Here is a 14,776-nt window from a genome sequence, read left to right on the forward strand (position 1 = left end):
GGCTGGTACCCGAGGAAGCCTATCCGTTCGTGGTGGACATGGAGCTGGTACGCACTCTGTCACCGCGCGTGCAACAGATCCTCGGCTTCCGCTCCTTTACCGCCGACCTCTACGGCCTGCCGGGCCTTTGGCAGGTGAACTACGAGGAAATCGCCGACTACATCGGGCTCAATACCCCCCGCTGATGCCTGCCTCAGGATGCCTGAGGCCTCCCCCTCCTTAACCCTACACTGAGGTCAACCATGCCCGCATCGAAGAAACCCTCTGTCAGCGTCCTGGGCCTTGGCGCCATGGGCAGCGTGCTGGCCCGCACCCTGCTGCAGGCCGGGGTGGACGTCACCGTGTGGAACCGCAACCCGGAACGCGCCAGCGCTCTGGTGCACGAAGGTGCCCGCCAGGCGGCCAGTGCCAGTGAAGCGATCCAGTCCACCGCACTGAGCATCGTCTGCATGATCGACAAGGCAGCGGCGCTCGGTGTGCTGCAGGCCCTAGAACCGAGCCTGAGCCTCAGCGGCAAGACCCTGGTCAACATGAGCACCGGCACCGTGGACGACGTGGCCCTCACCGCTGCCTGGGTGGGCCGCCGCGACGGCCGCTACATCGACGCCGGCATCATGTGCTACCCCAAGGAAATCGGCGGCGCCACCACCACCATCCTCTATTCCGGCGACACCGACGCCTACCATGCCCATGGCCAGACCCTGAAGCTGCTGGCGGGCAACCCGAAATTCCTCGGTGCCGATCCTACCGCCTGCACCCCGGCCTACCTGGCCCTGTATGCCTTCTACTTCGGTTCTTTCGCCGCCTGGCTGGAAGGCGCGGTGCTGGCCTCCACCGCCGGCGTTTCGGCCGAGGCCTTCAAGACCCTGTCGCCGATCATGACCGACATGCTGGTGGAAGGCATCAACACCGCCGCCGCGCGCATCAGCGCTGGCAACTACAGCGGCGAACAAGCCACGGTCGATGTGCACGTGGCCGGCCAGGAAGTGGTGCTCGATGCGTTGGTGCGCGCCAAGGCGCCCCATGCCAGCACCGACGCCTACCTGACGTATTGCCGCCAGGCCCAGGCCGCTGGCATGGGCGAGTGGGACATCGCCGCCCTGTTCAAAGCCATGCACCCCTGAAACCCGCTATTCCCGGAGCGCCCTATGCATACCGCCCCCAAACGCATTGCCATCATCGGCCTTGATCACGTGGGCAGCACCATCGCCCGTACCTTGGCCAACCAAGGGTTCGAAGTCGCCGGGCTGGATCCGCTGCGCGCCAACCAAGTGTTGCCGTGCGAGGGTTTCAGGCTGGTGCGTAATCTGGAACAGGCCATCGATAGCAGCGACGTGGTGATCACCTGTTTCCCCGATCAGTTGCTGATAAACGCCCGCCTGTGCAGCCCCGAGACCACCTTCGGCCTGCACGGCAAGGCGCTGATCAGCTTCAACACCTCCCAGACCCGCCCTGCGGCCTCGGCGCGCTCCATGGGCGAATGGGCGCGCAGCGAGCACATCGACTACCTGGAGATCAGCTTGCACAGCGATGCTGAAGCGATCGGTCAGCAGGCCTGCGAACTGCAGTGCTCGGGGCCGTTGAAGGCCTATCAGCGCCTGCAACCCCTGTGCCGCACACTGGGGCCGGCCTTGACCTACCTGGGCAGCGATTGCGGCGCCACGCTGGAGGCTTGACCCCTACCTCTTCACCCCTCCCCTGACCGCGAAGCCTGTCCCCGCTGCCGACACGCTGCAGGGACCTTCCGTTTATCGCAATTAATAGCGCCAGCATACATCTGTCACTTGACCTAGGTCATATGACCGTATTTAATCGGTCGCATGACCTAGGAAGTGCAGAGACACTTGCCCTGCGTCAGTTTCTAAGCACTACCTACCTGATAGACCAACAACAAAACCGGGCGTTGAAGCACAGCCCCGAAAAGGTCAGGAGATAAAAATGAGGTCGAAGACCCGTATCGGATCCGTGGTATTACCATGCCCGATGATGCTTGACGCTGCTCTTGCTGGTTACCTGTTGCGACCACCCCCCGGCCTGCCCACGCCACCCCTGAATGTCCGAATGAAGCGACGCGGATGATCCGCCGCCACGGCGCGATCGCACGCGGTCACATTGGCTTGGCTACACCGTGAGGGCAGTACGATGGGACATATCGAAACCACACCAATCACCTTGGATGATAAGGTCTTCTCCACTGCGGAAATCCTCGCGGCGGCCGGCCTGATCGGCAGTGACGAGCAGTTAAGCGAATGCCTGGCCGCAGGGGCCATGTCCTTGGCCGACTTGGCCAACCCGCTGACCAAGATCTCGCTCAACCAGCAGGCTTTGATCAACGCCGCGTTCAATCGCGTCACAGGCAACTCGCTGTTGAGCCTGCAGGTGGGCAAGCGCTTGCACCTTACGTCCTACGGCATCGTCGGTTTTGCCATGCTCAGCAGCGCCACGCTGCGCGATGCGCTGGAAACCGCCAGCCAATACGGCTTGCTGATCAACCTGAAGATGGGCCTGCAACTGCACGTCGAAAATGACAAGGCCGTACTGCAGCTGAGCGACCAATACGGACTGATCAGCCCTGAGAACAGCTTCTGGTACCACCTGGAAGTGTCGAAGCTGCTCACCCTGCTCCAAGACATCCTCGGCCGCGACTTCACCTGCGACGGTATTGAACTGGCCGGAGAGGCGACCGCTCAGCAGCGAGCCGATATCCAGGCCAGCTTTGGTGTGCCGGTGCGTTTCGATCGCGAGCGCACGGCCATTCGCCTGGCGGCGCATTGGCTGGACAGCAGACTGCCGCAGTCCAACAGCATTACCCACAGCAGTTGCAAGACCGACTGCAAGGCACAGTTGCAGGAGATTGTGCAGAAATACGATATCAGCTACCAGGTGCAGAATCTGCTGCTCAATTCCGGCGACTGCATTGCCTCGCTGTCAGAGATTGCCGATCACCTGCACCTGTCGCCGCGCACCCTGCGCCGCCGCCTCGACGCCCTGGGCACCTCGTACAACGCCTTGCTGGTGGAAGTGCGCAAAAAGCTCGCCATCCGCTACCTGCTGAACACCCCCATGACCACCGAGGCGATCTCCGAGCAACTGAACTACAGCGACGCCGCCAACTTTCGCCATGCCTTCAAACGCTGGACCGGGCGCTCGCCGCGCGAATACCGCGTGCTGAACAATGGCGGCAAGTACGCCTCACGCTTTGCCCAGTCTGCCGCCTACGGCATGGCCTGAACGCCCGAGCATCACCTACCGGTATCGACCTCTTCCACGAACAAGGGCTCGATGCCGGTATTATTCTGCAGCGCCCATTCAATCTGAAGCGGAGCCATTAGATGGACATGAATCTGGCTGGAAAAGTGGTTGTCATCACCGGTGCCAGCACCGGCCTTGGCCGTGGTATTGCCTTGCGTCTGGCCGAAGAAGGCGCCAACCTTGTGATTGGCGACATCAACGAAGCCAGCAACCCTGGCGGTTTCGATGAACAACCCGAGCTCACCACGGCCGCGCTGATTGCCGAACGTGGCGGGCGCGCGATCTTCCAGCGCTGCGACGTCACCCGCAGTGCCGACCTGACCGCCCTGGTAGACGCTGCCACGCGCGAATTCGGCCGCATTGACGTGATGATCAACAACGCCGGCGTGTACCGTGATGGCAAGCTGATCCACGATTTCAGCGAAGAAGAGTTGGACCTGTGCCTGAACGTCAACGTCAAAGGCAGCTTCTTCGGCTCCCAGGCAGCCGTGCGTGCCTTTCTGCAGCAGGGCGGCGGCGGCAATATCATCAACCTGGTCTCCACCGCCGGCCTGGGCGGGCACCCGTGGCAGTCGGTGTACAATATTTCCAAGGCCGCGCAGGCCAACATGACCCGCTGCCTGGCCATCGAATACGGCCACGAAGGCATCCGCGTCAACGGTATCTGCCCTACCTACGCCAAGACCGCGCTAACCCGCGCGCTGATGGAGCAGCCTGGCTACGTGGATGACTTCAGTGAAAGCATCCCGCTCAAGCGCTGGGGCGAGATCAGCGACGTGGCCGACCTGGCGGTATTCCTGGCGTCCGACCGGTCCAGCTACATCCATGGCGCCTTGGTACGCATCGATGGTGGTGAAACGCTGTCGCGCTATTCCGTTTAAATAGCGGCGCTCTGACGCAGCCTTCGGCAGCTGCTGTGGCGCTCCTTTAGGATCGGGTGGCTGGCCACCCGGTTCTACCCGCGAAGGCCACACCGCCGAGGATTTGACGGACCGCGGCAGCCTTTTCACGGAGGAGCCCGCTCCCACAGAAAACAGTCGCTGTCGCTGCTACGGCGGGGATCGCGCAGCAGCTGCCGCAGGCTGCCTCAGGGCCTCAGGCGGTCGATCAGAGGGAATTCACCAAATGGCCGCCGTCCACGGCCAGGGTGGCACCGGTCATGAAGTTGCCGGCTTCGCTGGCGAGCAGCAGCAAAGGGCCGTCCAGTTGCTGCAGCTGCCCCAGCTTGCGCATGGGCACCGCCGATTTGATGTACGCCTGGCCCTTCTCCGAGTTGAAATAACTGTCATTCATTTCCGTCTGGAAATAGCCGGGGGCGATGGCGTTGACGCGGATGCCGTACCGCGCCAACTCCAGCGCCAATGCCTTTGTCAGCTGTAACACCCCCGCCTTGGCCGCGCAGTAGTGGCTCAGACCATTGCCAACCCGCTCGCCGAGTATGGAAGCTATGTTGATGATGCTGCCGCCCTGCCCGGCCTTGGCCAGGCGCTGAGCCGCACACTGGGCCACGCGCCACACGCCGTCGAGGTTGGTGGACAGCATGGTGCTCCAGTCACCCTCGCTCACCTCCAGCGCCTTCACCGCGCCGCCGACACCCGCGTTGTTGACTACCACGTCGATGATGCCGAACGCGCGTTCGGCGGCATCGAACGCCGCCTCCACGCTATCGCGCGAGGTGACGTCCAGGGCAACCGCCAGTACCTCGCCGCCCTGCTCGCGCAAACGCCCGGCCAGCGCCTGCAAGCGTTCCTGGCGTCGCGCCGCGATCACTGTCCGCGCGCCGGCGGCGCTGACCACTTGGGCAAAGTGCTCGCCCAACCCGCTGGAAGCACCGGTCACCAGCACCACCTTGCCCTGCAAAGAAAACAGTGTATTCATCACAACACCTCAAACAGGCCGGCGACACCCATGCCGCCGCCCACACACATGGTAATGACGACGTACTTCACGCCGCGCCGTTGCCCCTCCAGCAAGGCGTGCCCGACCATGCGCGCACCGCTCATGCCATAGGGATGGCCAATGGCGATAGCGCCGCCATTGACGTTAAGCCGTTCGTTAGGGATCCCCAGTTTGTCTCGACAGTAGATCACTTGGCAGGCAAAGGCCTCATTGAGTTCCCACAGGCCAATGTCCTCCATCCGCAACCCATGCTGGCGCAGCAATTTCGGTATCGCGAGTACCGGGCCGATGCCCATTTCCTCTGGCGCCAGGCCCACCACGACGACGCCACGGTACGCACCGATGGGTTCCAGATTGCGCCGTTCGGCCATACGCCCATCCATTAACACGCAGGCACTGGCGCCATCGGACAGTTGGCTGGCGTTGCCAGCGGTGATGCTGCCGCCTTCAACCACGGACTTGAGTTGCGCCAGGTCCTGTCGCTGGGTATCGGGGCGGTTACCCTCATCCAGGTTAAGGGTCACTGGTTGCAGGCTGACCACGCCAGTGGTCTTGTCCTGCACCGCCTTTGTGGTGCTGACCGAGATGATTTCATCCGCGAACAATCCAGCCTGCTGAGCAGCGGCAGTGCGTTGCTGGGATTGCAGCGCATAGGCATCCTGCTGTTCGCGACTGATGCGGTAACGCTTGGCAACCCACTCCGCCGTCTGCAGCATCGGCATGTAGGCATGGGCGGCATGCTGCTCCACCCGCGGGTCGCGCTCGGCGAACGCCCATTCCATGCTGCGCGCCTGCACCGCGCTGATGTTTTCCTGGCCGGCGCCAATGGCCACGCGCATGCCGTCATAGATGATCTGCTTGGCCGCCGTGGCAATAGCCATCAGCCCCGACGCGCATTGGCGGTCGATGGTCTGCCCGGCCACGCTCAGGGGCAGGCGGGCCGCCAACGCGCTCATGCGCCCCAGGTTCCAGCCCGCCGTGCCACCGGGCATGGCGGTGCCCATGACCAGATCCTCGACTTCACCAGTCTCGATACCGGCCCGCTCAACCGCAGCGGCAATGGCCAGCGCCGCCATGCTCGGTGATTTGAGCATATTGAACGCCCCCCGGTACGCCTTGGCGATAGGTGTGCGGGCAGTTGAAAGAATGACAGCGCTCGACATGGTTGCCTCTCCTTGCAAGGGCCTTCAAAGGCGCTGAATATGAGTGTGCTGCCCGGCCACCAGGCGCTGCAGTAACGGGGCCGGCTGGAACCACATCTGGCCGTAGTCGCCCAGCTGCTCGCGGTAGTGTTCAATACCTGCGAGCACCCGTTGCAACCCCAACTGCTCGGCGTAATACAGTGGCCCACCGAGCCAGGCGGGAAAGCCGTAGCCATTGATCCACACCAGGTCGATATCGCCCCCGCGCTGGGCAATGCCCTCATCCAGCAACTGCACGCCTTCATTGATCAACATGAACAGGCAGCGATCGTGGATTTCCTCATTGGATACCGTCCGGCGGGCAATACCCAGTTCGTTGGCCAGCACCTCGGCGCAAGCGACCACTTCGTAGTCCTCGATGCGCTCGCGGCCGTTGTAGCGGTAGAACCCACGGCCAGTCTTCTGCCCATGGTGCCCTTGGGCATACAACTCGTCGGCCAGCTTGCAGTAGCTGGGGTCATGGGCGATCGCGTCACGGCGCGATTCCCGCACCCGATAGCCCACATCGATACCAGCAAGGTCGTACATCGACAGCACGCCCATGGCCAGGCCCAAGTCGGTGAGCACGCCATCGACCTGCGCCGGAGTCGCACCTTCCAGCACCAATCGGTGCGCCTCGCGTGCATAGGGTTCAAGCATGCGGTTGCCGATAAAACCGAAGCACACGCCCGACACCACGGCAATTTTGTCGATGCGCCGTGCCAGGTCCAGGGTGGTGGCAAGCACTTGCGCCGAGGTTTCCCGGCCGCGCACCACTTCCAGCAGGCGCATGATGTTGGCCGGGCTGAAGAAGTGCAGGCCGATCACGTCCTGGGGCCTGCGAGTGACCGCCGCAATCAGGTCCACGTCCAGGGTCGAGGTGTTGGTGGCCAGGATCGCGCCGGGTTTGCATACCTCATCCAGAGTGCGGAAGACGTTCTGCTTGATCGCCAGGCTTTCGAATACCGCCTCGATCACCAAATCGGCCTGGGCGATGTCCGCATATTCCAAGGTGCCGGTGATCAACGCCATGCGTTCATCCAGTTGCCGGGGGCTCAACTTGCCGCGCTTGACCGCGCTGTCGTACTGCTGGCGGACATGGGCCAGGCCACGGTCCAGTGCTTCGCCCTTGAGTTCGAGCAGGGTGACCGGGATGCCGGCGTTAGCGAAATTCATGGCGATGCCACCGCCCATGGTACCGGCGCCGATGACCGCCACGCCCGCCACCGTACGACGCGCAGTGTGCTTGTCGATACCGGGCACCTTCAGAGCCTCGCGCTGGGCAAAAAATTGATAGCGAAGCGCGGCCGATTGGGGCGACGACTCCAGCTGGGCGAACAGCACCTGCTCCTTGGCCAGTCCTTCTGCCAGGCTACCCTCGCACGCTGCGCGCACCGCTTCCAGCGCCAACTGGGGAGCCAGCTGGCCGTGCCAGCGCCGAGCGTGGCGGGTAGCATAAGCGCTAAAGAAATCCGCCGGCAGGCCTTGGGCAGGATTGGCATGGGGCCAAGGGCGCTGGGCGGGGGCCGGGGTTTCCAGCAACGCGCTGGCGAAGTCCACAGCAGCTTCCAGCAGCGTATCGGCATTATCGACCAAACGATCTACCAGGCCCAGCTCCAGCGCCTTGGTCGCCGTAACCGGCTCGCCTGAGATGATCATGTCCAGCGCTGCCTGGGCGCCGATCAGGCGCGGCAGCCGCTGGGTACCACCTGCACCGGGCAACAGGCCAATGCGGGTTTCCGGCAAGCCCAGGGTCGCGCCTTGCGTGCAGAGGCGATAACCGCAGGCCAAGGCGGTTTCCAACCCGCCGCCCAAGGCAACGCCGGAAATAGCCGCGATCACGGGCTTGGGCGATTGCGCCAGGCGCTCCAGCAGACTGGCCAAGCCAGGCGTTTCGAAGGCGGCCGGGGTGCCGAATTCGTTGATGTCGGCGCCGGCGCTGAACGCTCGCCCCTGGCCGTGGATGACCAAAGCCTGAACCTGGGGATCGGCCAGGGCTTGCTCGAAGGCCTCGGCCAACGCCTGGCGCAGGGCCTGGCCCAGGGCGTTGACGGGGGGACGCGACAGGCCGATCAGGGCCACGCGGCCGTCACGGCGGTAATCAATCAGTGCAGTCATGAGCAGGTTCCAGAAAACGTTGGAGGATCAGAACCAATGGCTCTGCATGTCGTGGCAGGCGCTGTTGCCAGCGCACAACAGGTGGGCGATGCCGGGCAGCGGCGCCAGCTCCCACTCCAGGTAGTAGCGCGCGGTGTGCAGCTTGCCGCGGTAGAAGTCCGCCTCTTCACCCACTGCCCCTTGGCTTAGAGCCGACTCGCCGAGCATGGCCTGACGCAGCCACACCCAGCCCACCAGCACGCGCCCGAACAGATCCAGGTAAGCGGTGGCGTTGGCCAGGCCACGATCCGCATCCTCGGCCACCTGTTGCTGCAACGCAGCGGTGACCTCGCCCAATATCGTCATGCCCTTGGCCAGGTGACGGCCCAGCGCCTGGCACTCACCCAACCGTTCCGCCTGCGCCAGGCTGTGCTCGACCTGCTCCAGGAACAGCGCATATCCGCGGCCGCCCTTGAGACCCAGCTTTCGTCCCAACAGGTCAAGGGCCTGGATACCCTCGGTGCCTTCATGAATGGGATTGAGCCGGTTGTCCCGGTACAGCTGCTCCAGCGGGTACTCGCGGGTATAGCCGGCGCCCCCGAGAATCTGGATACCCAGGTCCGAGGCCACCAGGCCATAACGCGAGGGCCAGGTCTTGACCATGGGCGTGAGCAAGTCCAGCAATTGCGCCGCGTCGTCCCGGGCCTGCGCGGTGGGCCCGGTATGGGCATCCTCCACCAGGCTGCTGGCGTACAGGCACAGCGCCAGTGAACCCTCGGCATACGCCTTCTGCATCAAGAGCATGCGGCGCACATCAGCGTGGGCAATGATCGGGACCTGGCGCGTGAGCGGATCCTTGCAGCTGGACAGGCGACCCTGGGGTCGTTCGCGGGCGTAGTCCAGGGCATGCAGGTAGCTCTGGTACGCCAGGCTCGCGGCCCCCAGTCCCACGCCGATCCGCGCTTCGTTCATCATCTGGAACATGTAGCCCAGGCCCTTGTTGGCCTCGCCCACCAGGTAGCCCACCGCCCCGTTGCCCTCACCGAAACTCAGCACGGTGGACGTGGTGTTGCGGTAGCCCATCTTGTGCAGCAGCCCGGCCAGGGCAACGTCGTTGCGTGCGCCCAAGGCACCATCGGCGTCGACGTTGAACTTGGGCACCACGAACAGCGAAATGCCTTTCACCCCCGCTGGAGCTCCCTCAATACGGGCCAGCACCAAATGCACAATGTTTTCCGTGAGTTCATGGTCGCCCCCAGAGATGAACATCTTCTGTCCGAACACTCGGTAGGTACCGTCTTCAGCCACTACGGCGCGGGTACGCAGGTCCCCCAGCGCCGAGCCCTGACCCGGCTCAGTCAGGGCCATGGTGCCGCTGAAGCGGCCGGCGAACAGGGCTGGCAGAAAACGCTGTTGCAGTGCAGGCGAGGCAAACGTCTTGATCAGATTCGCCGCGCCGATGCTCAGGAACGGGTAACCCGTGGTGGCGATATTGGCGGCATTGAAATAGGCCATGCAGGCGCGCAGCAGTACTTCGGGCAACTGCAGACCACCGTCGTCGACGTCATGGTGTGCCGCCAGGAATCCCGCCTCGGCAAACGCATTCCAGGCTGCCAGGGTTTCAGGGATCAGCGTCACCCGCTCGCCATCGAAAATGGGCTCGTTCTGATCGGCCTTATGGTTGTGCGGGGCGAAAAAGTCGGCCGCCACCTGGCGCGCCGTAGCCAGGGTGGCGTCGAACACCGCGCGGTCGTGCTCGGCGTAACGCTCACGCTCAAGCAGGGCCTGGGTGTCGAGAAATTCGTAGAGCAGGAAATTGAGATCGCGTTCGTTGAGCAACATAAAGGTAAATCCCGCCGTGAAAGTCATGAGCGAAAACGACCATCATGTTGTATCAGCGCCCGCCCCGGGCTGCGTCGAACCGGGGGTGGAGTTTGGGATGGATTCTGCGCCAGCCGCGGGTGGAGGCGGTGCCGGTCAGCTCAACAGCCCGACACTGCGCGCCTTGCGCAGGGCTTCGTCGCGGTCGTTGACCTCCAGCTTGCGGAACAGGTTGTTGATATGAGTCTTGACCGTGCTCAGGCTGACAAACAGCGACTCGGCGATTTGCGCGTTGCCCTGACCACGGGCCATGCGCTGCAGCACCTCGCGCTCACGGCGAGTGACCGGTTCAAACAGACGCTGGGCCGCCTGCGACGGTTTCAACAGCGAGGGCAGCAACTGCTGCAATTGTTGCCCATCAGGTAGCGCGCGCTGCAGTTCATACTGTTTGCGTGCCTCCGGCGCCAGCAGTTGCTGGAACAGATCGCTCAAGGCCGCGCCTTCGAAATGCAGCAGATGGCCAAACTGGTACTCGCAGGCCAGGGCCACGGCCTCATCCAGCAGGTGCATGGCCTGTGGCTGGTCATGCTGGTCCAAGGCCACGCTGGCCCGCAGCAGCAGGATATCCAGGCGCAGCCGATGATGCTGTTGTTCCTGCGCCAATTCATCCAGTGCGCGCAACCGCTGGGCCACGACCGCCCGCTGGCCCAGATGGCGCTGCACCCAGGCGTAGGCCAGCAACTCGTCGGGCTGCAGGTCTTCGCCATACCGCTGCTTGCACCAGTGCCACTCATGCAGCCAGTCCAGCAGGAAAGCCTGGTCACCCTGGCGCACCGCGTGCCGTACCCGCCACGCCCCCGCCAGGCGGTACACCCGCCACTGGCCGAAGTCGCGGGCAAGGCGCCGAGCCTGTTCCCATTTGGCCACGGCGCGGGGCGAATCACCCAGCGCGTCGAACAGGCAGGCTTGATGATGGAAAATCAAGGCCAGCGCCGCGCTGTGGGGGAAGTCCATGGCGATCTTTTCCGCCTTGGCCAGGCTCAAGGCCGCGGCGCTCAGGGCGTTACGCTGCATCAGCACCAGGCCTTGGCCCAGGTGCAGGAAGGCATCGTAGAAGTTACCCGCAGCCTTGCCGGTTCCGGGTGCCAGGCCACCGTCAAAGAAGCGCCAACGGGCCTTTTCGGTCTGGCCCTGAGCCAGCTCGATCAACCCCGCCTGCAGATGCAGCCGATGGGTGTAGCCCTTGAAGCCAAGCGCCGATAACTGCAGCAGGGCCTGGTCGTTCTGCTGCCGGGCGTCCTCCAGACGCCCCAACGCCGCCAGGCAGCCGGCGCTGTTGGCATGCAGGATGGCCGTGGCAGCGTTGGCCTGGGGGTAGCGCTCCAGGGCGATGCGCACCACGTCCACGCCATGACGCAGGTTGCCGCCCAGCCAGGCCAGGTGGCTGCGCAAAAAGGCGATGGTCTGCATGACCCGCTCCGCCGTTGGGCCGCCCAGGCGCTTCAGCGCACCGATGCAGCTGCGGGTGCGCTGGATATCATTGGTCACGATCAGCGCCGAGGCTTCGGTCATGGCCAGGTTCAGATGGTCTGCCTCGCTGTCACGCAGGGTATGGCGAAGGAAATCGACGATGGCGTTGATCTCGCCTTCGCGCAGCAGGTCGAAGGTGTGCTGCTCCACCGTGCGCAGCAACGCCTCGGTGTTTTTCGCCCGGCCGTACTGGGCCACAGCCTGGGCATAAAAGGCATTGGCCAGCAACCAATCCGCCGCGCGCTGATGTAGGTGTAGCAGTTGCTCGGGATTGCGCCGACGCAACCGCTGCAGCGCGGTCAGGCGCAAGGCGGGGTGGTATTGATAGCGCAGCCGCTCGCCCACTCGATCCTCGATGAACAGGTCCAGTTGCAGCAATTTGCGCAGCGGTGCTTCGACATGGGGCTGGTCGCTGAGCAGGGCGGCGAGTTCAAGGTCGAACGCACTGACCACCGAGGTGCGTTCAATGAAGCGGACCAGGGCGTGGGGTAAGCGGCTTAGCACGTCTTCCTCGATGAACGCGCCGATGTGCTGGTACGAGCCCTGCACCGCCTGCTGGAGTTGGTCTGGGGAATGGTCGACGATTGGCAGCTCCCGATAGGCCGAACACCAGAACAGCACACCGCTGATCCAGCCCTCGCTACCCGCCTGCAAGCGATAGACGAATGCCGGCTCCGGCGTTAAGCCATGGGCCAGCAGCAACTGTTGGGTCTCTTCGCCATCCAGGGCCAGCTCGCGCGGGCCCAGCATGCGCAGGCGATTGTCCCGGCGCAGGTGGCTCAGCCCCAACGTCGGCTGGCCCTCGCTGGCCGCGACCATACGCAGGAACCTGGGCGGCTGATGCAGCAACGCCTCCAGGTACCCGACCACCCTCGCCGAGCGCAGCAGCTGCAAGTCGTCCAGGCACAGGACGAAGGGTGCTATAAGCCCGTCGAGGTGGCTGCGAATGGCCGCCCAGGCCTGGTCCTTGTCCATTTCCGGCGGCGCAGCCCGCTTGAGCAAGAGCTGGTACAGGTGGCCGAGAAAATGGCTGGGGTCGTTATCCCCATGATCGATGCGCAGGAAACCCAGGGCCGCGCCGTCCTGCTCGACCAGTTGGCTGAGCAACAGCGACTTGCCGTAACCCAGGGGCGCGCGCAGCAGGATCAGCGTGGCGTCGCCTTGCAACGCCTCAGTTATCTGCGTCATGGCCCGCGGCCTTGGGATCAGTGTACGCGGCAACGGCGCGGGGCGGAACTTGCTGGTATCGATGGTTAACTTCACAGCGACTGCCTGGCTCCACGGATGGTAATGATGATCTTACCCCGAAGGGTCAGAACTGCGTGCGGATCAGTTTCTTGTCCAGCTTACCCACGCTGGTGCGCGGGATCGCGGCCACCACCCGCACTTCGGTGGGGATGGCCCATTTGGACAAGGCCCCCTGGTTGACGAAACCTGCCAGATGGGCCCTCAGGGCCTCGGCGTCCAAGGGCGGCGTGGCCGCGGCCTGTACCAGCAGCGCCACTGGCCGCTCGCCCCAGCGCGCATCCGCCACGCCCACCACGGCGCATTCGCTGACATGGGGGTGGCGGCTGATCAGGCTTTCAATATCCAGGGACGAGATCCACTCGCCACCGGTCTTGATTAGGTCCTTGAGGCGATCGTGGATGTGCACCAGCCCCGAACCATCGATGCTCGCCACATCGCCAGTGTGGAGCCAGCCATCTTCCCAGAGTTTTTCACTGTTGATCGGGTCTTTGAAATAGCCGGGGGTCAACCAAGGGCTGCGGATCAGCAATTGGCCAACCTGCTGGCCATCCTGGGCCACGGGCTGCCCATGCTCGTCCACCAGTTTCATCTGCACCAGCGGCGCGATCACCCCGGCACTGCAGCGCCAGCGCAACTGCTGTTCGTCATCTAACTGGTCGAACTGCTGGGGAAAACGGGTCAGGGAAACGATCGGACAGGTTTCCGACATGCCGTAGGCGCCGCGCACGTCCACGTGCATGGCCTGGGCCTTGCGCGCCAGGCCTGCGGACAGGGCCGAGCCGCCGATCAGCACATGCCAGTCCGACAGGTCGGCGCCACTGGCCTGGGCGGCATCCAGCACCATGGCCAGCAGCGTCGGCACGCAGTGAGAATAGCTGACGCGTTCCTGCTCGATCAGCGTTGCCAGCAGCCCGGCCTCGTAACGCCCCGGGTACACCTGCTGGCAACCCATTAGTGTCGCGATGTAGGGGACGCCCCAGGCGTGCACATGGAACATCGGCGTGATAGGCATGTAGACCTTGTCGCGGTTGAGCAAGGCCGCGCCGGCGCTGCAGTGGGCGCTGGCACCGGCCAGAGTGTGCAGCACCAGTTGCCGATGGGTGAAGTACACGCCCTTGGGGTTGCCCGTGGTACCGGTGGTGTAGAACAGCGTGGCTACCGCGTTTTCATCGAACTCGGGAAATGCGTAGTGATCCGGCTGCCGCACCAGCAGCGCTTCGTACTCCCCCAATAGCGGCAACGAGGTTTCCAGGCCCGCACCCTCGTCCTGGCACAGCACATACCCTCGAACAGTCGGCAACTGGCTACCGATGGCCTCCAGCAGCGGGAGAAAGTCGTGGTGGGCCAACACCAAGGTGTCTTCGGCGTGGGCCATGGTGAACTGCACCTGTTCGGGTGCCAGGCGCACATTCACGGTGTGCAGCACCGCGCCCAGCATCGGAATGGCGAAGAAGCATTCCAGGTAGCGATGGCTGTCCCAGTCCAGCACCGCCACCGTGTCGCCGGCCTTCACGCCCAGCGCGCTGAGGGCATGGGCCAACTGGTGGACCCGGCGGTTGAACGTGGCGTAGTCGTGGCGAACCTGATTGCGGTAAACAATCTGATTGTCGCCAGCGGCGCGCAGACCGGTCTCCAGCAGCCCGCCGATCAGCAGTGGCGAGGTTTTGAAACTGTCGGTGGCGGCCAGAAACTTGGGTTGATGAGGCAAAGTCATCGGTCCTCCAGTGGCATCGGTCTTGTAGTTATTG

At 63.8% G+C, this 14,776-nt stretch carries 10 protein-coding genes and 1 pseudogene; 5 read left to right on the plus strand and 6 right to left on the minus strand.

Annotation, left to right across the window (positions count from 1 at the left end; genetic code table 11):
- From G7009_RS23920 to G7009_RS23940, 5 genes and pseudogenes are all read left to right on the plus strand, one after another.
- A pseudogene (locus G7009_RS23920) lies at positions 1 to 185 on the plus strand (phytanoyl-CoA dioxygenase family protein); the annotation flags it as partial.
- Positions 186 to 242: 57 nt separating this feature from the next.
- Complete coding sequence (locus tag G7009_RS23925; RefSeq protein WP_181132505.1) at positions 243 to 1,124, plus strand: NAD(P)-dependent oxidoreductase; 882 nt, start codon at positions 243 to 245, stop codon at positions 1,122 to 1,124.
- Between the two features lie 24 nt (positions 1,125 to 1,148).
- Complete coding sequence (locus G7009_RS23930; RefSeq protein ID WP_181132506.1) at positions 1,149 to 1,676, plus strand: NAD(P)-binding domain-containing protein; 528 nt, start codon at positions 1,149 to 1,151, stop codon at positions 1,674 to 1,676.
- Between the two features lie 466 nt (positions 1,677 to 2,142).
- The gene (locus G7009_RS23935) at positions 2,143 to 3,231 is read left to right on the plus strand and encodes an AraC family transcriptional regulator (RefSeq protein WP_181132507.1); all 1,089 of its coding nucleotides are present in this window, start codon (positions 2,143 to 2,145) and stop codon (positions 3,229 to 3,231) included.
- A gap of 101 nt (positions 3,232 to 3,332) precedes the next feature.
- Positions 3,333 to 4,133: an SDR family NAD(P)-dependent oxidoreductase gene (locus G7009_RS23940; RefSeq protein WP_258198040.1), complete on the plus strand. Its 801-nt coding sequence runs from the start codon at positions 3,333 to 3,335 to the stop codon at positions 4,131 to 4,133.
- Between the two features lie 226 nt (positions 4,134 to 4,359).
- Here the strand turns inward: G7009_RS23940 and G7009_RS23945 are convergent, their stop codons facing one another.
- From G7009_RS23945 to G7009_RS23970, 6 genes are all read right to left on the minus strand, one after another.
- Entirely contained in the window at positions 4,360 to 5,130 is a 771-nt protein-coding gene (locus tag G7009_RS23945; RefSeq protein ID WP_181132508.1) for an SDR family NAD(P)-dependent oxidoreductase, read from the minus strand.
- Positions 5,130 to 6,314: an acetyl-CoA C-acyltransferase gene (locus tag G7009_RS23950; RefSeq protein WP_181132509.1), complete on the minus strand. Its 1,185-nt coding sequence runs from the start codon at positions 6,312 to 6,314 to the stop codon at positions 5,130 to 5,132. The genes G7009_RS23945 and G7009_RS23950 overlap by 1 nt, the downstream gene beginning before the upstream one ends.
- 24 nt (positions 6,315 to 6,338) lie before the next feature.
- Entirely contained in the window at positions 6,339 to 8,450 is a 2,112-nt protein-coding gene (locus tag G7009_RS23955; RefSeq protein ID WP_181132510.1) for a 3-hydroxyacyl-CoA dehydrogenase NAD-binding domain-containing protein, read from the minus strand.
- A gap of 27 nt (positions 8,451 to 8,477) precedes the next feature.
- Positions 8,478 to 10,271 (minus strand): acyl-CoA dehydrogenase, encoded by a 1,794-nt coding sequence (locus G7009_RS23960; protein WP_181132511.1) that lies wholly within the window; start codon positions 10,269 to 10,271, stop codon positions 8,478 to 8,480.
- A 135-nt stretch (positions 10,272 to 10,406) separates the two neighbouring features.
- Positions 10,407 to 12,968: a LuxR C-terminal-related transcriptional regulator gene (locus G7009_RS23965; protein ID WP_181132512.1), complete on the minus strand. Its 2,562-nt coding sequence runs from the start codon at positions 12,966 to 12,968 to the stop codon at positions 10,407 to 10,409.
- Between the two features lie 124 nt (positions 12,969 to 13,092).
- Positions 13,093 to 14,742 carry a fatty acid--CoA ligase gene (locus tag G7009_RS23970; protein WP_181132513.1) on the minus strand — a complete coding sequence of 550 codons (1,650 nt, stop codon included), beginning with the start codon at positions 14,740 to 14,742 and terminating at the stop codon, positions 13,093 to 13,095.
- Positions 14,743 to 14,776 lie beyond the last annotated feature (34 nt).

The organism is Pseudomonas capeferrum (genome assembly GCF_013523055.1).
GTDB lineage: Bacteria > Pseudomonadota > Gammaproteobacteria > Pseudomonadales > Pseudomonadaceae > Aquipseudomonas > Aquipseudomonas capeferrum_A.